We start from the raw sequence: 20239 nt of genomic DNA, 5'->3' as shown, positions 1-20239 counted from the left end.
GCGGAGAGGCCGAGCTGAGCAGGTTTGGATGCTGACGCCAGGATCCGTCGCCGCCGCTGGCCAATAGCGCCCAACGGATGACGGATTGCTTGGTTCCCGACCGGATCTCCCGGTGGTCCGGACGAGATCAGCGCTTCTCGCCGAACACCACGGTCGGCACGGACCGATTGACGACCTCGCGTAGCGCGAAGCTCGATTGCACGCGGGCAACACGTGGCAGCCGCGATAGCTCGGTGCGGTGGATGCGCTCGAAATCCTGGATGTCGCGGGCGAGCACAATCAGGATGTAGTCGTCGGTCCCCGACATCAGGAAGCAGCGTACGACGGAGGGGCACTTGACGACCTCCGCCTCGAACGCCTTCAGAGCATCGTCGCTCTGGCTCTCCAGCGCGATGCGAACCAGCACAGTGGTCGTGAGGCCGAACTGGGCAAGGTCCAGTGCGGCCTGATAGGCCTGAATGTAGCCCTCGTCCTCCAGCGCCTTCTGCCGCCGCGCCAGCGCCGTGCTCGACAGGCCGATCTTGTTGGCGAGCTCGGTGTGGCTGGCCCGCGCATTGGTGGTGAGTTCCGCGAGTATCGCGAGGTCTTTCCTGTCGAGGGCCAAGGTTTCGTTTCCAGCGTAAAAAGACATTTTCGCGCCGGAAACCGGCGCGCCAGCCGCGAACCTAGCGGATATTTGCACGAAACCAAACTGCGGTCGCCGCTACGATGATCAACGGAATCAACGTGTTGGCGAGGGAGTTCAGGATGCGCGTCGGTGTGCCCAGGGAGGTCAAGGTGCAGGAATATCGCGTCGGGCTCACCCCGGGCGCCGTCCGCGAATACGTCGCCGCCGGGCACCAGGTGGCCGTCGAGACCGGTGCCGGCAGCGGCATCGGCGCATCGGACGAGGTGTATCGGCGGGCAGGGGCTTCCATTGCCGAGACCGCCCGCGAAATCTTTGCCAAGTCCGACATGATCGTGAAGGTCAAGGAGCCACAAAAGAGCGAATGGGCCCAGCTCCGCGAAAATCAGATCCTGTTCACTTATCTTCACCTTGCGCCGGATCCGGAACAGGCCAGGGGCCTGCTGGCCTCCGGCTGCACTGCGGTCGCCTATGAGACCGTCACGGATGCGAGCGGTCGCCTCCCGCTGCTCGCCCCGATGAGCGAAGTCGCCGGCCGCCTCGCCATCGAGGCCGCCGGCGCCGCGCTCAAGCGATCTGCCGGCGGCCGCGGGTTGCTGCTTGGCGGCGTGCCCGGCGTGCAGGCGGCACGCGTGGTCGTGCTCGGCGGCGGCGTGGTGGGGACGCAGGCGGCACGCATGGCCGCCGGCCTTGGTGCCGAAGTCACCGTGATCGACCGCTCGATTCCGCGCCTGCGTGAACTGGACGATCTCTTTGCCGGACGCGTGCGCACGCGTTTCTCGACGATGGAGGCGGTCGAGGACGAGGTGTTCGCCGCCGACGTCGTCATCGGTGCAGTCCTGGTGCCCGGCGCCAGTGCGCCTAAGCTTGTCACGCGCGCCATGCTGAAATCGATGCGGCCGGGGGCCGTGCTGGTCGACGTCGCGATCGACCAGGGCGGTTGCTTCGAGACCTCTCATCCGACCACGCACGCTGAGCCAACCTACGAGGTCGACGGCATCGTGCATTATTGCGTCGCCAACATGCCGGGCGCGGTGCCGGTAACCTCGAGCCAGGCCCTGAACAATGCCACGCTGCCGTTTGGACTGATGCTCGCGAACAAGGGGTTTGCGGCGGTGCTGGAGAACCCGCATTTGCGTAACGGGCTCAACGTGCATCGCGGCCGCATCACGAACAAGGCGGTAGCGGAAAGCCTAGGCCTGGAGTTCGCGCCGGTCGAGAGCGGGTTGGCGGCGTAGCCACGCAGGTCCGTCATTGCGAGCGCAGCGAAGCAATCCAGAACCTTTCCGCGGGAGGACTCTGGATTGCTTCGCTGCGCTCGCAATGACGATGAGGTGAGAGTGGGGTGCTATCGCCACAGCGATCATGCGGCCACGCCTTAGCCCACCGTCAGCCTGTACTGTCGCAGATCCGGGTCGTGCGTCATTCGCCAATAATCGACGAACCGCCACGGCATCGCTGAGAACACGCGACCGCTCGAATTGCGGTAGTAGGTCGTCATGCCCGGATGGGTCCAGATCATCGCCTCGTGCTCGGCATCGACCTTGCGGACGTACTCGTCCAGCACGTCCTGTCGGACATCGACCGCTGCGACGTCATGCTCGATCATGTGGACGAGACACGCCGAGATGTAGCGGCTCTGGCATTCCGACTGGAAAATCACGCTGCCGCCATGGGCCGGCCCTGAATTCGGACCGAGCATGCAGAAGAAGTTTGGAAAGTCGGGAACAGTGAGGCCGAGAAACGCGGTCGGGTTGTCGTTGTCCCAGGCCTCGCGCAGGTTCCTGCCACCGCGTCCGCTGATGTTGAGGCGCGCCGCCATCTCCGTCACCTTGAAGCCGGTGGCGACGACGATGATGTCGGCCGGGCGTTGCTTGCCGTCGGCGGTGACGATGCCGCGTTCGTCGAAATGGTCGATCGCATCGGTGACGAGCTCGACGTCGTCTCGTTTCAAGGTCTTGAACCAGTTGTTGTCGAGCAGGATGCGCTTGCCGTAGGGCGGATAGGTTGGCACGCATTTCTCGATCAGATCTGGTCGGTCCTGCAATTCCGACAGGATGAAGTCGGTCAGCTCCTGGCGGTGCCGGTCATTGCCTTTGTTGACGGCGCGCTCGGGATGCGGCCAAGCCGGATCCTTGCGCAAGAAAGGCAAGAGGCCGTCGCCGTAGCGCCAGAACATGTTGAAGCGATACCACTGCACATAGAACGGCAGATGCGCCAGCAGCCAGCGCGCGCCCTCGCTGATCGGGTCAGCATAGCCTTTCACGGGCCGCGCCCATTGCGCGCTGCGCTGGTAGACCGTGACCGAGGCAGCGCGTCCGGCGATCGAGGGCACGAGCTGCATCGATGTCGCGCCGGTTCCGATCACGGCGACATGCTTGCCGTCGAACTTGATGTCGTCCGACCAGAATGCAGAATGCAGGATCGTTCCCTTGAAGTCGTTCTCCCCCTTGAAGCGGGCGCGGGAGGGATCGTTGAGCTGGCCGATGGCACTGACCAGCGCAGTGGACTCGAAAGTCTCTTCGCCGTTCGCGGTCTTCAGCGTCGAAATCCACCGTTTCTTGCCTTCATCCCAGCGGGACGAGGTCAGCTCGGTATTGACGCGCAGGTGCCTGCGGATGCCGTATTCGTCGGCGACCTTCAGCAAATAGCCGAGCAGTTCCTCGCGCTGGCAGAAGTAGCGCGTCCAGGCATTGCGCGCACCGAAGGAATACGAATAGGAGTGGTTCGGCGTATCGACGCCGCAGCCGGGATAGCGGTTGATCCACCAAGTGCCGCCGAGTTCTTCGTTCTTCTCGACGATGGTGTAGGGAATGCCGAGATGGCCGAGCGCCACGCCGAGCGCGATGGCGCAGACGCCGGCGCCGACGATCAGCACGTGCTGGTCGGCAAGCTTCTCGTCGGAAGGAGGCCTGGTCCAGCGCGCCTCGCGCGTTACGAAGCCCATCTCCTCGCGCATCAACGGGGCATATTCCGGCGCGACGTTCTCGCCGAGACAGGCGCGCATCATCCTGAGCAGCAGTTCCTCGCCGGGATCGGTGATGACAGGCGTGGGCATCCCCTCGGCAAACAGCTGGACGACGGCGGCGCGGATTTCGTTCTGGATCTCTCGCGGCACCCCGGCCTCGGGATCGGGGATCAGGCTGATATCGCGCTTGGGCAGATAGGGTGGGGCCAGCCATTTCTCGTCGCCCGTCATGTGCACCAGCACCATCAGCAGGCAACGGATATCGCCCTCGGCGATTGCCGAGGCGAGGTCGAGCAGCTTGTGTGGAGATTCGATGTTCATGGCGTGTCCTGATCTCCGGAGGCAGTGAAGAGGCCGCGCGTCATCAGCTTGCGATAGGCGGAGATGACGTGGTCGGGCACGGCGGTGACGCCGCCTCCCGAATAGGAATAGCGGCGGCTGAGATAGCCGCGCGCGCCCATCAGCATGTGGACGATCGCCTCGAATTCCTCGTCGCTGTAGTCCTCGATGGCACCGGCGAGACGGGCGCGGCGCAAGATGCGCACATAGGCGGTTGCGATGTTGTCGAGATGCTTCTGGTAGCCGATGGGCGCGAAGAACTCGGCTTCGTTGAGGATGCGCAAGAATTCCGGCACCTCGCGGATGAAGTCGAAGAAGGCGGAGAAGCGCTCGATCTCCTGCCGCGCTGCGTCCGCCGTGCCGGTGCGGGCGCGGATGAACTCGACCATGTCGAGGCCGATCTTGGGCAGGAGCTGGTCGAGCAATTCCTGGCGGTTCTCGAAATGATTGTAGAAGGTGCCTTGCGCGACGCCGGCCTGTTCGGTGATGCGGGCGACCGATGCTTCCGCGTAGCCGTATCTGCCCACGACCTTGGTGGCGGCCTCGAAGATCTTCTGTTTGGTCCAGGCGTTGCGCTCGACGCGGTTGAGCTTTGTCACCTTGGCGTTGACTTGCGTCATTCAGACGTCTCCAGCTCGGCGCGGAGCACGCGCTTGAGAACCTTTCCGCTTGGGTTGCGCGGCAGGCTGTCGCGGATGACGAGCTGCTTCGGTACCTTGAAGCTCGCCAGCCGCGCGCGGCAGTGTTCGGTGAGGGCAGGGAGGTCGAGGCTGGCGCCTTCAGCCAGCACGACGATGGCGACCGGGCGCTCGCCCCAGCGCGCATCGCGCAGGCCGATCACGGCGACCTCGCGCACGTCGGAAAGGTCGTAGATGACACGCTCGACCTCGGAGGAGGCGATGTTCTCGCCGCCGGAGATGATCATGTCCTTCTTGCGGTCGGTCAGGTACAGAAAGCCCTCGTCGTCGAGATAGCCGACGTCGCCGCTGCGGAACCAGTCGCCGAAGAAGGCCGAGGCCGTCTTCTCCGGATCCTTCCAGTAGCCGCGTGTGATTTTCGGTCCGCGCAGGCAGATCTCGCCGTTGACGTTCGGCGGCAGCGCCTTGCCGTCCTCGTCGCGGATCTCGATTTCCACGTGCGCGATGGCGCGACCGGTCGAGCCGATCTTCTCGATCTCGCGGCCGGCTTCCATGAAGGTGTCGCCGCCGACGGTCTCGGTGAGGCCATAGGCGTCGATATAGCGTGCGTTGCGGAAGTGTTCCGAAAAGGCGCGGATGCGCAGCTCCGGCGTCTTCTCGCCGCCGCCGATCGCCCATTTCAGACTGGAGACGTCGTAGCGGTGGCGCATCGGGCAGGTGAGCATCGCCGTCGTCATGACCGGCGCGAACCACGCCGCGCCCAGCTTGTCCTCCGCGATCGCGGCGAGCGCGGCCTCAGCCTCGAAATTGCGTTCGATGCGGATGAAGCCGCCATGCCAGAGCACGGCGATACCCGGCAGATCGAGTGCGCCGACGTGATAGAGCGGGCCGACGACGAGAAGCCGCGTTTCGGCACCGAGGCCGAGCGCAATCGTCTGGTCGGCGGACTTCCAGTAGAAATTATCGTAAGTGAGCATCACGCCCTTGGGACGATCGGTCGTGCCCGAGGTGTACATCAGCCGCATCAAGTCGGATGGTTGGCGCACATGCATCGGTGCGGGCGGCGTGTCGCCTGTGAGATGCGTGATGCTCTGCTGCGCGGCTTCGTTCAGTGCAACAGTCTTGGCGCCCGCGGCATTCGCGGCCAGTTCCTCATCGACGATCAGCAGGCGCGCGCCGGCATTGCCGACGATGTAGCCGACCTCATCGTGGGAGAGGCGGAAGTTGATCGGCAGGAAGACCGCGCCGAGATGACTGGTGGCAAACACCAGCTCCAGGAACGCTGCGCTGTTCTTCATCAGCACGGCCACGACATCGCCGGGGCCGATGCCTTGTGCTGCAAGCCAGCCCGCGACCTTGCGGACGCGCCGATCGAAGACCGCGTAGGAAATCTCCTCGCCGCGATATTTCAGCGCAGGCCGCTCCGGCGTACGCCGGGCATGAAAGGCGATGAAGCTCGACAGGTTGATCATTCGCTGGAATTTAGCCGATCGCCGGCTCTCGCTTCCTACTTCGATGAATTCTGACTCGTAATTCATCTTTGGCTTGACGTCACCCCCCTACCTCTGAAATCCTTGCGAAACACGGAGACGAGACGATCTCCGGCAAGGGACCAGGAAACGCCGACCCGAAAGAGGGAGGGGAAAATGACGAGAACCCGCAGGCCGGGCATCAGCCGCCGTTCAACACTGGCGCTGATGGGCGCCGGTGCGATGAGTGTTGCCGCGCCATGGGTGGCGCGTGCGCAAGCCAAGACGATCAAGATCGGAATGCCGACGATCCTGTCGGGCCGCGTCGCGCAGCTCGGCACGTCCTCGCGCAATGCGGTGATGCTCGAGGTCGAGAAGGTCAACGGTGCCGGCGGCCTCGCCGGCCGGCAGATCGAGATGGTGATCCGCGACTCCAAGGGCCAGCCGCAGGAAGCGGCCCGCGTCGCGCGCGAGCTGGTCAACACCGACGGCTGCGAGTTGCTGCTCGATGGCGAGGCGTCGTCCGGATCGTTCGCGGTTCATGAAGTCGCGCGTGATCTCGGCGTGCTCTGCATCCATACCTGCTCGGAGGCTTCCTCGCTGACGGCGGATCCAAAGCAGCACATTCCGAACGCGTTTCGTTGCGTGCGCCAGGGCATCCACGATTCCATCGTCGGCGGCAGCTATGCTGCGTCGATCGCGAAAGCAAAGGGCCTGAAAAAATGGGCGACGTGCTCGCCGGACTACGCCTACGGCCGCGATACCACCGGTGAGTTCACCCTCTACCTGAAACGCTTCGCGCCTGATGTGGAGATCATCAGCGAGTCCTGGCCGAAGCTGTTCCAGCCCGATTACACCGAGGTGGTGACGAAGATTCTCCAGGCCAAGCCGCAGGCACTGTACTCATGCCTGTGGGGCGGCGATCTCACCTCCTACATCGACCAGGCCAACATCTACGCGATGTTCAGCCAGATGGAGGTGTTCGCGGTCAACATGGCCGACTACACCGCGCTCACCGTGGTGAAGAACCTGCCCAAGGGCATCCACTCCGGCAACCGCTACATCAAGACCTTCCCCACCACGCCGGAGAACGCCGCCTGGGGCGATGCCTACAGGGCCAAGTACAACGAGTATCCGACCAACTGGTCGTGGCAGAACGCGACTGCGGTGATGTTCGTCGCCGAGGCCGCGAAGAAGGCGAACTCCGCCGATGGCAAGAAGATCGCGGAGGTCCTGAAGGGCCTCAAGATCAAGTGTCCCTTCGGCGCCGACGGCACCGTGACCATGCGCGGCGACGACCACACGCTGGTCGGCTATGCCATCGGATGGGGCACCACGATCCCGCAGGAGCCTTACGTGCCCGAGGTCAAGGCCGGCGACTGGAAGACCATCTTCGAGCTCGAAGCCGAGTGGAAGAAGAGCAAGGGATACACCTGATCTGATGTGCGGCGGAGGCGGGCGACCGTCTCCGCCTCTTGTTTTCCGCGCCACACCGGGCGCGCTGCAATGAAAGTGCTCTCGTGGATCTCGATGCGCTTGCCGGCTGCCTCTCCAGCTCCGCCTGCCTGGTGACGCAAACCACCAGCGGCCTCATCATCGGCATGCTGCTGTTCCTGGTCGCCGTCGGGCTGACGCTGATCTTCGGCGTGCTCAAGGTGGTCAATTTCAGCCACGGCGCCTTCTACATGTTCGGCGCCTATTTCGCGATGACGACCTATCAGCTCACGGGCAGTTTTGCGCTGGCGATGCTCGCGGGCGCGGCCGGCACTGCGGTTCTCGGCCTGATCTTCGAGCGTGTCTTCATGAGCCGCGTCTACGGCGCCGATGTCCTGATGCAGCTCCTGGTCTGCTACGCTTTCGTGCTGATCTTCGACGACGTCGTACGCATCATCTGGGGGCCCGAATTCAAGGCGATGGGCATGCCGGCGGCTTTCCAGGTGATGCCGCTGTTCATCGCCGGCGGCGTGGTGCCGCCATATTATCTGCTGCTGATCGGCGTCGCTCTTGTTGCCGCCATCGTGCTCGGCATCGGGCTCTCGCGCAGCCGCATCGGCAAGGTGATCCGCGCGGCCGCGCACAATCCCGGCATGGTTTCGGCGCTCGGCATCAATACCGGCCTGATCTATGGCGGCGTGTTCGCGCTCGGCGGCATGCTGGCGGGCCTTGCCGGGGCGCTGGCTGCACCGGTGCGTTCGCTCACGCCCGGCATGGGATTTTCGGTGCTGATCGAGTCCTTCATCGTCACCGTGATCGGCGGTATGGGTTCGATCCTGGGCGCGCTGATCGGCGCGCTGCTGCTGGGCCTGATCCGCTCGTTCGGCTCGCTCGGCTTTCCCCTGTTCACGGAAGGCCTGATGTATCTGTTCATGGTGATCGTGCTGGTCTCCAAACCCACCGGCCTGTTCGGCAAGGAGGCGGCATGACCGAGCTGGAGGCAGGACGCGCCGAGCGGTTGGCCCCGGTGCGTAGCGGTGTAGCGCTGCAACGTTATCGCGACGTGCTGATCGCACTGATCGCTTTTGCCGTGCTGGCCAGCCTGCCGCTGTTCACCGGCAGCAAGGCGCTACTCGATTTCGTCATCCGCTGCTCCGCCTACGGCCTGTTCGCGACCTCGCTCAATCTTCTGGTCGGCTATACCGGCCTGACCTCGTTCGGTCATGGCATGTTCTTCGGCCTTGGCGCCTACAGCTTCGGCCTGATCATGCAGAAGCTCGGCGTGCCCATTCCCCTGGCCTTCGTCGCGACGCTCGCGATCACCGCGGTGATCGCCGCGATCATCGGCGCGATCTGCGTGCGGCTGAAGGAGATCTATTTCGCCTTCGTCACGCTCGCCTTCCAGATGCTGATCCATTCGACCATATTGTCCTGGGCCTCGTTCACTGGCGGCGACCAGGGCCTGCGCGGCGGCATCCCGCGGCCCGTCTTTCTCGGCATCGATCTGTCCAATCATGTCCATCTCTATGTCACGAGCTGCGCGCTTCTGATCCTGGGCCTGCTCGCGATGCGCCAGATCGCGCAGTCGCCGTTCGGTTACACGCTGCGCATGATCCGCGACAACGCCGCGCGCGCGAGTTTCCTCGGTATCGACGTCTGGCGCGCAAAACTCACCGTGTTCGTGCTGGCTGCTGTGTTCGCCTCGATGGGCGGCATGGTGATGGCGCTGTTCGTGTCGGGCGCCTATCCGGAGTTCGCCTATTGGACGATCTCGGGCGAGGGCATCTTCATCAACATGCTCGGCGGCGTCTCGACGTTCCTCGGCCCGATGGTCGGCACTGTGTTGCTGCTTCTGCTCAACGACACCGTGACGCGCTTCACCGAGTATCACGGCATCGTGCTCGGCGTGGTTATCCTGTTCTTTGCGCTGGGCCTGCGCAAAGGCCTGCTCGATTTCGTCGCCGAATGGTTTTGGGACCGGCGCGAGACAGGCGAGGGGCGCTAACGATGCTTGAGATCCGCAACCTCGCAAAATCGTTCGGCGGCGTGAAGGCGACCAACGACGTCTCGCTCGACTTTCCCGGCGGCTCGCTCACCGCGGTGATCGGCCCGAATGGCGCAGGCAAGAGCACCTTCTTCAATCTGATCACTGGTGCCTTGAAGCCGGATTCCGGCCAGGTTCTGCTCGACGGCGTCGATCTTGCCGGCCGCTCGCCGCCCGAGATCGTGCGGCACGGTATCGGCCGCGCCTTCCAGGTCGCGAGCATCTTCAAGTCGCTGACGGTACAGGAAACCATGCTCGCCGCCGTCAGCGCGGACCAGCGCACCTCTGCGGTGCTTCACAAGCGCTTTCCCTTGCCCGAGACGCGCGACCGCGCCGAGCATGTGATGGAGCTGCTGGGTTTGGCGAGCAAGCGGCATCGCACGGCGGCAACGCTGTCGCATGGCGACCAGAAGCTGCTCGATATCGCGCTGGCACTCGTGCTCGAACCAAAAGTGCTGCTGCTGGATGAGCCAACTGCCGGCATGGGCCCGGAAGAGCGCTGGCGCATGATCGACAAGGTGCGCGAGCTCTGGGACATCCAGAAGATCACGGTCGTCTTCATCGAGCACGACATGGACATCGTGTTCAAGATCGCGCCCAAGATCGTCGTGCTGTGCTACGGCCGCATCCTCGCCACCGGCACGCCCGACGAGATCCGCAGCAACAGCGCCGTGATCGAAGCCTATCTCGGCACCGAGCATGCGGGAGCCCCCGCATGAGCACCGCCGTGATCGAAGTTGCCGATCTCGATGTCTATTACGGCACCAGCCAGATCCTGTTCGGCGTCGGACTGTCGGTGCGGCAGGGAGAGACCATGGCGCTGCTCGGCCGTAACGGCGCCGGCAAGTCGACGACGATGAAGGCGATCATGGGGCTGGCGCCGCCGCGGCGGGGCAGGGTGAGCCTGCGCGGGACCGTAATCTCCGGTCTTAAGCCGCACACCATCGCACGCGCCGGCCTCGGCTTCGTGCCGGAGGACCGCCAGATCTTTCCCGAGCACACGGTCGAGGACAATCTCGTCATTGGCAGGAAACGCGGGCCGGAGGGGCAGGACGAATGGCCGATCAGGCGCATCTACGACGTCTTTCCGCTGCTGGAGCCGCTGCGCCACCGCATCGCCGGGCGCCTCTCCGGCGGCGAGCAGCAAATGCTTGCGATCGCGCGCACGCTGATGGGAAATCCGGCGCTGCTGCTGCTGGATGAGCCGAGCGAGGGCCTCGCACCGATCATCGTGCAGCGGATCGGCGAGCTCCTGCGGCAGCTCCGTTCACTCGGATCGACCGTGCTGATCGCCGAGCAGAACATGCATTTCTGCCTGGGGCTGGCGAGCCATGCGACCGTCATCGACAAGGGCCAGATCGTCTACGCCGCCGGGATCGATGAGTTGAAGGCCAACGAGGCGATCCGCCGCCGCTATCTGGCCCTGTAAGCGGGATGCCGGTGTCCAGATAGGCCGGAAGAAGAAAACTATCGTTCTGCGCTAGTCCAACGAAAGGAGTTTTCCTTCGCGAGGGCAAAAACGCCAATCGCTTCCATTGCCGTTTGAGGCCGAAACGACGACATTCCCATCAGAAATTGATGGATTGGCAGCGCCATGGAACGTACCGGATATGAGCCCTTCGGCGAGCAGCTGGTGTCCGCGACGGACACCCAGCCGCGGTCGCGTACGTCGAATCTTCTGCTGCGGGTCGGCACCGGCCTGTTCTGGTCGCTGGTTGCGGGTATTGTGCTTGCCCGCGCCGCCTTCTTCGAGCCCGGCGTCTATGACGGCTTTAGCCGCGTCGCTTCGCTCGCCAAGAGCCTGATCTTCTGAGGCCGATTATTCCGGGCTGAGGATAGAACTGCCCTCGGGCCTGATATGTCGAAAACTTATTTCCCAACGGCAGCCCGCTGCGTATAAATCTTTCTCCTCTGGGAGAGATTTGTGTCGCAGAATCAAGCATCCAGCCCGGCCGAAACCAAGCCGGCCACCGCAGCAAGCCGTATTGCGGCACTGATTCCGGGCATTCTCCTCTGCGTTGTGGTCGCTGGAGTCTCGGCCCTGCTCGAACGGGCGGAACTGGGCATGTTCGAGCATCCCTATGTCGAGGCGCTGGTCATGGCGATTCTGCTTGGCATGGCCCTGCGGAGCTTCTGGAAGCCGGCGCCGCGCTGGCAGGCCGGCATCGCCTTCAGCGCCAAGCAGCTGCTCGAAGTCGCGGTCATGCTGCTCGGCGCTTCCATCAGCTTCGCCGCGATCGCGGCCTCGGGCATCGCGCTCCTCGCCTCGATTGCGGCCGTCGTGGTGATCGCGCTCTGCGTCTCCTTCGGCCTGGGCCGGATGCTTGGGCTGTCGACGCGGCTATCGATCCTGATCGCCTGCGGCAATTCGATCTGCGGCAACTCCGCGATTGCCGCGGTGGCGCCGATCATCGGCGCCAACAACGACGAGATCGCATCCTCAATCTCCTTCACCGCGATCCTGGGCGTGATGATGGTGCTTGGGCTGCCGCTCCTGATCCCGCTGCTGCAATTGTCGGCCACGCAATACGGCATCCTCGCGGGCCTCACCGTCTATGCGGTGCCGCAGGTTCTGGCCGCCACAGTGCCGGCCGGACTCGTCTCGACCCAGATCGGCACGCTCGTGAAACTGATGCGTGTGCTGATGCTCGGACCGGTCGTGGTCGGCCTATCCCTGATTGCCTCGCGCTGGCAGGCCGATGCCAAGAAGACCAATGTCGGCTTCTTCCGCCTCGTCCCCTGGTTCATCCTCGGTTTCCTCGCGCTCGCAACCCTCCGATCACTGGAGATCGTGCCGGTCACGGTGGTCGGTCCGGTCACGAAGATCACCGGCTTTCTCACCGTGGTCTCGATGGCGGCGCTTGGTCTCGGCGTCGACGTCCGCGTGCTCGCCAACGTCGGCGGACGCGTGACCGCCGCCGTGACGCTGTCGCTGCTGCTTCTGCTCGGCATCAGCATCGCGCTGGTGCACTGGTTCAAGTGAAAATAATCGCGCGGCGATGGCAGTGCACCCTCTCCCCTTGTGGGAGAGGGTGGCTCGCCGCGTAGTGGCGAGACGGGTGAGGGGCTCTATCCGCGAATGAATCTGTTGCAGTGAATGCGCGGAGAGAGACCCCTCATCCGGCGCTTCGCGCCACCTTCTCCCACAAGGGGAGAAGGAAAAGCACCGCGCAAGGTACGAGAGTTTTCACCTAGATCACATCCGCCAACGAGTGCCCGTGCAACTCGATGCTCAGTCCCTGCATGCCCATGTCGTTGATCTCGCCGCCCATCGCCTTCAGGCTTTCCTCGCGGATCAGCGACATCAGCCCGCGGCGCAGCGCCAGGAATTCGGACGACATCATCATCGATTGCTGCCGCGGCCGCTCCAGCGGAATCGGGATCTCCGCCTTGATCGAGCCGGGGCGCGCGGTCATGCAATAAACTCGGTCGGAGAGGAAGATCGCCTCGTCGATGTCGTGGGTGACGAACAGCACCGAAATTTTCAACCGCTGCCACATGTTGGTGAGGATCTGCTGCATGATGACCCGCGTCTGTGCGTCCAGCGCGCCGAAGGGCTCATCGAGCAGCAGCACCTTTGGGCCTGTCGCGAGCGCGCGGACGATGCCGACGCGCTGCTTCATGCCGCCGGAGAGCTTTTCCGGATAGTGCTTCTCGAACGCTTCGAGGCCCGCGAGTCCCAGCAGGGTTCGCGCGGCGCGCTCGCGCTGCGAACGAGGCATGCCGCGCATCTTGAGGCCGAACTCGACGTTCTCCCGCACCGTCTTCCAGGGAAACAGCGAATATTGCTGGAACACCATGCCGCGCTCGGCGCTGGGGCCGTTCACACGCTCGCCGTCGACGGTGACGATGCCTGTTGTGGGCTTGAGGAAGCCCGCGACCGCGTTCAGCAGCGTAGATTTTCCGCAGCCGGAGGGGCCAACGATTGAGACGAACTCGCCGGGCTCGACATGAATCTGCGTGTCGGTGACGGCCTGAACCGGTCCCTCGATGGACTCATAGGCGAGGGAGAAGTTCTTGACCTCGATATGGCCCTTCGGAGTTTTCGCAAGCATCTCGCTCATGTTGATCTCCACGGCATCGCCAATTGCCCCACACCCCTGATGAGCAGGCTCGATCCGAGGCCGAGCACGCCGATTGCGATCATGCCAAGCGCAATGTCGGCATACTGGACCAGCGAATAGGCCTCCCAGGTGAAATAACCGATACCGTACTGCCCGGAGATCATCTCGGCCGCGATCAGCGACACCCAGGCAACGCCCATCCCGACGGTGAGACCGGTGAAGACGTGCGGCAGCGAGGCCGGAAAATACACCTCGCGGAAGATCGAGCGTTCCCGCGCCCCGAGACATTGAGCAGCTCGCACCAGCACGGGATCGACCAGCGACATGCCGTGCAGCGTATTGACCAGGATCGGGAAGAACGAACCGAGGAAGGTGATGAAGACGATGCTCTGCTCGTTGGTCGGCCACAGCATGATCGCCATCGGCACCCAGGCAATCGCCGGAATGGGCCGCAGCACTTCGGCCACGGGGAAGATCACTTGATGCACTAGCTTGAACCGGCCCATGATCAGGCCAAGCGGCACCCCGACGATCGCCGCGAGCGAGAAGCCGATGAAGATGCGTCGGCAGCTCAGCGCGATGTGCATCAGGAATTTGGGGTCGTGCATCGCCTTGGTGAAGCTGGCATAGACTGCAAGGGGCGAGGGCACGTTGGTGAAGCGCACGAAGAACACGACGCGATAGCTCGTGAGCAGGTGCCAGACCAGCAGGAAGGCGACCAGCGAGATGATGCCGATCGCGGTTGCGCGCAGCCGGCCCTGGTTGAGCCGGTACCAGCGCAGCGCGAGCGTGCCGAGGGAGGCGGGCGCTGCGGGCGGCGTGATGGCGGGCACTGGGCCCGCCTCTGCGATTGCCGGCATGTTGTCCTCGGGATGTCTGAGGATGGCGGGACTGCTCACGTCCTGCCTCCGCTGATGGCCGCCTTCACTGCTTCGTCGAAGCCGAGCACCTTGCCGCTGATCTTGGCCGCATGGGCCTCCGCGTCCTTCTTCAGCAGGAACGGGGTGACATCGCCATTGGCGACCGCGAAGAAGGCCTGGTCGGCGAACAGCTTGATGCCGCGCGTGGTATCGAAGACATAGGCGACGTTGATCTTCTTGCCCTTCGCCTTGAAGTCGGCATAGGCGCCCAGCGTGCAGGCGGCGGACGAGAACGGCAGAATGCCGGTCCCGTCGACCCAGACCTCGCCGGCCTTCCGAGGATCCGCGATCGGCTTCTTGCAGAATGAGTCCTCGCCGGAGATCTCGTAATTCTTGGTGCTCGCAAGCTGCGCGTCGTAGTCGAGCTTCATCTCGGCATAGGCCTTGCGGATGTAGCTGTCGTCGACCCACTTCTTTGGATCGAACTCCTTCATGCGGCCGAGATTCTGCAGCACCTTGACGTCAGTTGCGGCCGCATCGATCAGCGCTGGCTTGATCGTAGGGTCAGTCGTCATGTTGCCGCTGGGTCCGAGGAAGATGTAGACGACCTCCTTGTTGATGCCAGTCCATTCCTGGATCTTTTCCGCGGCAAGCTTGGGATCGTCGCGCAGCCACTGGTTGGCGGCGATCAACGCCTTGAAGTAGGCGACGACGACCTCGGGATATTTCTCGGCGAAATCCGTGCGGACGACGATGCCGTGGAAGGTCGGCAGGTTGGTCTCGACGCCGTCGAAGATCTTGCGTGCGAAGCCGCGGAACGGCAGCAGTTCGGCGAAGGGGACGAAGTCGGCATGCGCGTCGATCTTCTTCTCCTGGAGGTTGGTCGAACCGACCTCCGGGCTCTGGCTGACCAGTTGGAAGAAGTCGGATGGATAGCCGCGGTCCTGCATCGCCTTCAGCACCATGCCGTGCGCGGCAGAGCCGAAGGGGACGCTGACGAGCTTGCCCTTGAGATCGGCGAGTTCGTAGTAGGGCGAATCCTTGTGAACGACCATGCCGTTGCCGGAGCCGGACAGACTGTAGGCGGCAATTCCGATCAGGCGGCTCTTGCTCTCCGGATTGCTCTCGAAGGTGAAGCCGTTCACGATCAGCGGATAGTCGCCCATCATGCCGATCTGGAGCTTGTTCGCCATCATCGCGTTGGTGACGGGCGGACCTGAGGTGAAGTTCTGCCACTCCAGTTCGAACTTGATGTTGGCGTATTTGCCGTCCTTCGGCAGATATTTCTCGAGGAGGCGCAATTGGCGGATGACGACGCCGGCGGTCACTGTGTTGGTCGTGGTGTCCTGCGTTCCGATTCCGAGCGTCACGGTTTCCGCCGAGGCCGACTGTGCAATCAGAAGCGTCAGCGACGTCACCGACATCGCGATCGAGAGCGTGGAAAGATGGCGGACCATTCTCATCCTCATTCGGTTGGATGTGCTGTGGATGCCATGATTGGGTGAGGGCTCGGACAGGGCAAATCCGGAATGATGACGGCAGTCGATTAGTTGCCGGGAAAAACTGATTGCATACTCCTTGGGCAGTCCTGCACTATAAAGCCGCTTGTCTGTGCATCGGGGCTGGCCGGAAACTCTCTCAGTCAGATGCGTGTCCGCGCATCTCTTCGAGCACGTCGGTCCGGCAGACCACGATCTGCGAGCGCTTGGTCTGCACGATTCCCTTCTCCTGCATGCGCTTCAGGCTGATCGTAACCCATTGCCTGGTAGCGCCGACCATGTGAGCGATATCGGCATGAGTGAAGGCCGCGGCGATCACCGTGCCGTCGGCGTCGTCGACGCCATAGAGCTCGACGAGATGAAGCAGCAGGTGCGCGAGGCGCTGCGTGATCGAACGCGTTCCCAGCATCTGGGCCAGCGCCGAATAGCATTTGCCTTTGAAGGTCAGGCCTTCGATGAGGCCGATGGCAAGGTTCGGGATCTCGGTGGCAAGGGACCGCAGCTCCTTTCCCGGCAAGTGCACGACGCTGCAATTGCTGGATGCAACGCCGGACCATTGGTGCACGGTGCCTTCGAACACTTCGGGGCCGCCGACGAAATTGCCGACATGCCAATAGGCCAGCGTGATCTCGCGGCCCAGCGGAGAGGTGTAGAACACCCGGATCCGGCCGCTCTCGATCAGCCAGATGCCGTCGTGCTTGCCGCCCTGGCTGAACAGCGTCTGGCCGCGGTTGAGCACCTTGCGCCGCCCCTGCTTCAGCACCAGCTCCCGTTCACGCGGTGACAGCTTGTCCATCAGCGGTGGCGGTCCGCCGATCCATCGCTGGTTCTCGGTGAGCAGCAACGAGGAACTGCCCGCAGGCCGGACTGCCGGGGGAATAGTCCCGCGAACCACATTGGCGGCCTGCAACATCATCTGCCTCCGGAACGTTCAAACCGTTCTAAAGAAGAGCAATGTCCGTGCCAGATGGAGGTGGGAAGCGCTGCTGCCGGGCGGGCTGTGGCGCACCGTCGCCCCTCACACAGTGGTCATCGCCCGCGAAAACGGGCGATCCAGTACTCGAGAGACGTCAATGGGATACGGAGAGGCCGCGACGTACTGGATGTCGCGGTCAAGCCGGTCTTGACAGTGGAAGCTGCGGTTGCGCCCTCGCTTGCCTGGCGTGCTGAACCTACCGTCCCGCCAAACTCAACAGATACGGCTTCGGATAAATTCCCCGGTTATGTCCATCCGAAAACGAGATGTTCAGCCCGTAGCCGAGATCGCCGATTTCGGTGATGGCGATACCCGGAAAGCGTTCGGGAAAGCGGCCGTCGAAGCGGGCGCGCGTGCAGTGGGCGCATTTGCAGGAGAGTCGCAGTGTTTCGGCCGGCAGGCTGAGCGCCTCGTCCCGCGTGGTGCGGACGAGGAGCGAGGCGAGGTCGGCGCTTGGTTCACAGTCGGCGACGGTCGGTGCCACCAAGGTCATGGTCATGACGAACCCTCCGACTTCGATCTAATTCGGCGCGGGCATGTGTGAATAGCAACTAATTGCCGGCGCGGACACGACCGCGTGCCTTCACTTCAATCACCGACTGCGAAATGTGAAACTAATCGACCGGGAACTCCACTTCCGAATTGCGGAGTCGCCTCTCTCCGAGACTTTCTGCGCCATCGATGGCCAAGGAGAGACCATGAGCGCATTTCAAAAGGAAACGGTTTTGTCGGTCAGGCACTGGACCGAGTCTCTGTTCAGCTTCACTGCGACGCGCGATCCCGGCTTCCGATTCCAGAACGGCCAATTCGCGATGATCGGGATCGAGGTCGAGGGCAAACCGTTGATGCGCGCCTACAGCATGGCGAGCGCCAATCACGAGGAAGCGCTGGAGTTCTTCTCGATCAAGGTGCAGGACGGTCCGCTGACCTCGCGTCTCCAGAGGATCAGGGAAGGCGATGTCATCCTGGTCGGCCGCAAGGCGACGGGCACTCTGATCACCGGCAATCTCATTCCGGGAAAGCGGCTGCTGCTGCTCTCGACCGGCACGGGACTCGCGCCGTTCGCCAGCCTGATCAAGGACCCCGACGTCTATGAGGACTACGAAACCATCGTGCTCGCCCATGGCTGCCGCCAGGTCTCCGAGCTCGCCTATGGCGAGCACCTCGTCGAAGGTCTGCGCGATCACGAATTCTTCGGGCCGCTGATCCGTGACAAGCTCGTCTACTATCCGACAGTGACCCGCGAGCCGTTCCGCAACCGCGGCCGTATCACCGATCTGATCGCCTCCAACCAGCTCTTTGACGACATCGGTCAGCCCGGTCTCGATATCGGAACTGACCGCATCATGCTGTGCGGAAGCCCGGCGATGCTGGAGGAACTCCACGCGATGTTCTCTGCGCGCGGCTTCGTCGAGGGCAATCACAGCCAGCCCGGGCATTTCGTGATCGAAAAGGCCTTTGTCGAGCGCTGAGGGCCAAATCGCATCCCGGCGACAACTAATTGCTATCGCCCGGATGCGCCCTGAACAAATCTGATGCAAAGGCGCCGCAACCGGCGAACCAGGAGCAAGCGATGGCACTAGATGAGATCGTCGACGGACTTTCGGAGGTTTCCTGCGATGTGCTGGTGATCGGCGGCGGCACCGCCGGCCCGATGGCGGCGCTGAAAGCGAAGCTGAAAAATCCGAAGGCCAATGTCGTCCTGCTCGAAAAGGCCAACGTCAAGCGCTCCGGCGCGATCTCGATGGGCATGGACGGCCTGAACAACGCCGTCATTCCCGGCTACGCGACGCCCGAGCAGTACACCAAGGAAATCACCATCGCCAACGACGGCATCGTCGACCAGAAGGCGGTCTACAAATACGCGCAGAATTGCTACAGGATCATCGAAGAGCTGGATAGCTTCGGTATCCGCTTCCTGAAGAACGAGAACGGCGACTATGCCGTCAAGAAGGTGCACCACATCGGCACCTACGTTCTGCCGATGCCGAACGGCGAGACGGTGAAGAAGGCGCTCTACCGCCAGCTCCGCCGCGCCCGCATCCTGATCTCCAACCGCTACATGGCGACGCGTCTGCTCAAATCCGCCGACGGCCGCATCGCCGGTGCGATCTCCGTCAACACGCGTACGGCCGAAATGCTGGTGATCAAGGCCAAGGCCGTCATCCTCTGCATGGGCGCCGCCGGCCGGCTGGGCCTGCCGACCTCGGGCTACATGTTCGGCACCTATGAGAACGCCGCCAACTCCGGCGACGGCTATGCCATGGCATATCACGCCGGCGCGGCGCTCGCGAACCTCGAATGCTTCCAGATCAACCCGCTGATCAAGGACTATAACGGCCCGGCCTGCGCCTATGTCGCAGGTCCATTCGGCGCCTACACCGCCAACAACGAGGGCTCGCGCTTCATCGAGTGCGACTACTGGTCCGGCCAGATGATGCTGGAGTTCTACAACGAGCTGCTGTCCGGCAAGGGCCCGGTATTCCTCCAGCTCAAGCATCTGCACCCGGACACGATCTCGGAAATCGAATCGACGTTGCACAAGGTCGAGCGTCCCACCCGCGGCCTGTTTCAGCAGGGGCGCGGCGTCGACTACCGCAGCGAGTCGATCGAGATGCACATCTCGGAGATCGGCTTCTGCTCCGGCCACAGCGCCTCCGGTGTGTTCGTCGACGACAATGCGCGCACCACCGTGCCGGGCCTCTATGCCACCGGCGACATGGCGAGCGTGCCGCACAACTACATGCTCGGCGCCTTCACCAACGGCGCGGTCGCCGGCATCGACGCCATGGAGTTCGCCGACAGCCACGACTTTGCGGAGTTCGATGCTGCGGACGTCGCGATCGAGCGCGACCGCGTGATGGCGCCGACGCGGCGCGAGGACGGCATCCCGCCGAACCAGATCGAGTACAAGACGCGCCGCCTCGTCAACGATTATCTCCAGCCGCCGAAGGTTACGCGTAAATATGAGCTCGGCATGCGGCGCCTGGCCGAAGCGCGGGAGGACATGCAGGAGCGCATGATCGCGCGCAACGCGCATGAGCTGCTCCGCGCGCTCGAGGTGCAGTCGATCATGGACTGCGCCGACATGGCCGCCCATGCCTCGCTGTACCGGGAGGAGAGCCGCTGGGGCCTCTACCACTGGCGCACGGATTTTCCGGAGAAGGACAACGAGAACTGGTTCTGCCACACGCTGCTCTCCAAGCGGGACGGCAAGATGACCAGCGAGAAGAGGGCGGTCGAGCCCTACGTCGTCCCGATCGCGGACGACGAGAAGGATCTCTACGACAAGCAGCGCATTCGCGCCACCGCCTGAGCTATCG

Annotated in this window: 19 protein-coding genes; 10 read left to right on the top strand and 9 right to left on the bottom strand. The window is 63.3% G+C overall.

Annotated elements, in window-relative coordinates; genetic code table 11:
• Window positions 1-127 precede the first annotated feature (127 nt).
• Window positions 128-604: an Lrp/AsnC family transcriptional regulator gene (locus ACYCVF_RS26660; protein WP_459601329.1), complete on the bottom strand. Its 477-nt coding sequence runs from the start codon at window positions 602-604 to the stop codon at window positions 128-130.
• 143 nt (window positions 605-747) lie between these two features.
• On the opposite strand from ACYCVF_RS26660, the gene ald reads away from it, so the two are divergent.
• Window positions 748-1863, top strand: coding sequence for an alanine dehydrogenase (gene ald, locus ACYCVF_RS26655; protein WP_459601327.1), 1116 nt, complete (start codon window positions 748-750; stop codon window positions 1861-1863).
• 140 nt (window positions 1864-2003) lie between these two features.
• Here ald and ACYCVF_RS26650 read toward each other — a convergent pair whose 3' ends face one another.
• The 3 genes from ACYCVF_RS26650 to ACYCVF_RS26640 are packed head-to-tail and all read right to left on the bottom strand — an operon-like array spanning window position 2004 to window position 6042.
• Window positions 2004-3914, bottom strand: coding sequence for a flavin-containing monooxygenase (locus tag ACYCVF_RS26650; protein ID WP_459601325.1), 1911 nt, complete (start codon window positions 3912-3914; stop codon window positions 2004-2006).
• Complete coding sequence (locus ACYCVF_RS26645; RefSeq protein ID WP_459601323.1) at window positions 3911-4552, bottom strand: TetR/AcrR family transcriptional regulator; 642 nt, start codon at window positions 4550-4552, stop codon at window positions 3911-3913. The genes ACYCVF_RS26650 and ACYCVF_RS26645 overlap by 4 nt, the downstream gene beginning before the upstream one ends.
• The gene (locus tag ACYCVF_RS26640; RefSeq protein WP_459601809.1) at window positions 4549-6042 is read right to left on the bottom strand and encodes an AMP-binding protein; all 1494 of its coding nucleotides are present in this window, start codon (window positions 6040-6042) and stop codon (window positions 4549-4551) included. The genes ACYCVF_RS26645 and ACYCVF_RS26640 overlap by 4 nt, the downstream gene beginning before the upstream one ends.
• A 174-nt stretch (window positions 6043-6216) precedes the next feature.
• On the opposite strand from ACYCVF_RS26640, the gene ACYCVF_RS26635 reads away from it, so the two are divergent.
• The 7 genes from ACYCVF_RS26635 to ACYCVF_RS26605 all read left to right on the top strand — a co-directional run bounded on the left by ACYCVF_RS26635 (window position 6217) and on the right by ACYCVF_RS26605 (window position 12500).
• Window positions 6217-7476: an ABC transporter substrate-binding protein gene (locus ACYCVF_RS26635; RefSeq protein WP_459601321.1), complete on the top strand. Its 1260-nt coding sequence runs from the start codon at window positions 6217-6219 to the stop codon at window positions 7474-7476.
• Window positions 7477-7559: 83 nt separating this feature from the next.
• A complete protein-coding gene (locus tag ACYCVF_RS26630; RefSeq protein ID WP_459601319.1) occupies window positions 7560-8462 on the top strand; it encodes a branched-chain amino acid ABC transporter permease in 903 nt (300 codons plus the stop codon).
• Window positions 8459-9478 (top strand): branched-chain amino acid ABC transporter permease, encoded by a 1020-nt coding sequence (locus tag ACYCVF_RS26625; RefSeq protein WP_459601317.1) that lies wholly within the window; start codon window positions 8459-8461, stop codon window positions 9476-9478. Before ACYCVF_RS26630 ends, ACYCVF_RS26625 begins: the two co-directional genes overlap by 4 nt.
• A 2-nt stretch (window positions 9479-9480) precedes the next feature.
• Window positions 9481-10236, top strand: coding sequence for an ABC transporter ATP-binding protein (locus ACYCVF_RS26620; RefSeq protein WP_459601315.1), 756 nt, complete (start codon window positions 9481-9483; stop codon window positions 10234-10236).
• Window positions 10233-10946, top strand: a complete 714-nt coding sequence (locus tag ACYCVF_RS26615; RefSeq protein ID WP_459601313.1) for an ABC transporter ATP-binding protein — start codon at window positions 10233-10235, stop codon at window positions 10944-10946. Before ACYCVF_RS26620 ends, ACYCVF_RS26615 begins: the two co-directional genes overlap by 4 nt.
• A 165-nt stretch (window positions 10947-11111) precedes the next feature.
• A complete protein-coding gene (locus ACYCVF_RS26610) occupies window positions 11112-11330 on the top strand; it encodes a hypothetical protein (RefSeq protein ID WP_459601311.1) in 219 nt (72 codons plus the stop codon).
• Between the two features lie 111 nt (window positions 11331-11441).
• Window positions 11442-12500: a YeiH family protein gene (locus ACYCVF_RS26605; RefSeq protein ID WP_459606680.1), complete on the top strand. Its 1059-nt coding sequence runs from the start codon at window positions 11442-11444 to the stop codon at window positions 12498-12500.
• A 208-nt stretch (window positions 12501-12708) separates the two neighbouring features.
• On the opposite strand, the gene ACYCVF_RS26600 is transcribed toward ACYCVF_RS26605, so the two are convergent.
• The 5 genes from ACYCVF_RS26600 to ACYCVF_RS26580 form a co-directional block, all read right to left on the bottom strand.
• Window positions 12709-13581 (bottom strand): ABC transporter ATP-binding protein, encoded by an 873-nt coding sequence (locus ACYCVF_RS26600; RefSeq protein ID WP_459601307.1) that lies wholly within the window; start codon window positions 13579-13581, stop codon window positions 12709-12711.
• Window positions 13578-14480: an ABC transporter permease gene (locus ACYCVF_RS26595; RefSeq protein WP_459601305.1), complete on the bottom strand. Its 903-nt coding sequence runs from the start codon at window positions 14478-14480 to the stop codon at window positions 13578-13580. The genes ACYCVF_RS26600 and ACYCVF_RS26595 overlap by 4 nt, the downstream gene beginning before the upstream one ends.
• Entirely contained in the window at window positions 14477-15898 is a 1422-nt protein-coding gene (locus ACYCVF_RS26590) for an ABC transporter substrate-binding protein (RefSeq protein WP_459601303.1), read from the bottom strand. Before ACYCVF_RS26590 ends, ACYCVF_RS26595 begins: the two co-directional genes overlap by 4 nt.
• Window positions 15899-16079: 181 nt before the next feature.
• Window positions 16080-16856: a Crp/Fnr family transcriptional regulator gene (locus ACYCVF_RS26585; RefSeq protein ID WP_459601301.1), complete on the bottom strand. Its 777-nt coding sequence runs from the start codon at window positions 16854-16856 to the stop codon at window positions 16080-16082.
• Window positions 16857-17112: 256 nt separating this feature from the next.
• Window positions 17113-17409: a gamma-butyrobetaine hydroxylase-like domain-containing protein gene (locus ACYCVF_RS26580; RefSeq protein WP_459601807.1), complete on the bottom strand. Its 297-nt coding sequence runs from the start codon at window positions 17407-17409 to the stop codon at window positions 17113-17115.
• A gap of 205 nt (window positions 17410-17614) precedes the next feature.
• Between ACYCVF_RS26580 and ACYCVF_RS26575 the strand changes: the two genes are divergently transcribed.
• Window positions 17615-18388 carry a ferredoxin--NADP reductase gene (locus ACYCVF_RS26575; RefSeq protein ID WP_459601299.1) on the top strand — a complete coding sequence of 258 codons (774 nt, stop codon included), beginning with the start codon at window positions 17615-17617 and terminating at the stop codon, window positions 18386-18388.
• Between the two features lie 101 nt (window positions 18389-18489).
• Window positions 18490-20232 carry a fumarate reductase/succinate dehydrogenase flavoprotein subunit gene (locus ACYCVF_RS26570; protein ID WP_459601297.1) on the top strand — a complete coding sequence of 581 codons (1743 nt, stop codon included), beginning with the start codon at window positions 18490-18492 and terminating at the stop codon, window positions 20230-20232.
• Window positions 20233-20239: the final 7 nt, after the last annotated feature.

The sequence above is a fragment of the Bradyrhizobium cedriense genome (assembly GCF_054602315.1).
Note: the sequence above shows the minus strand (reverse complement) of the source record. Positions and strands in the feature narration are given on the sequence as shown.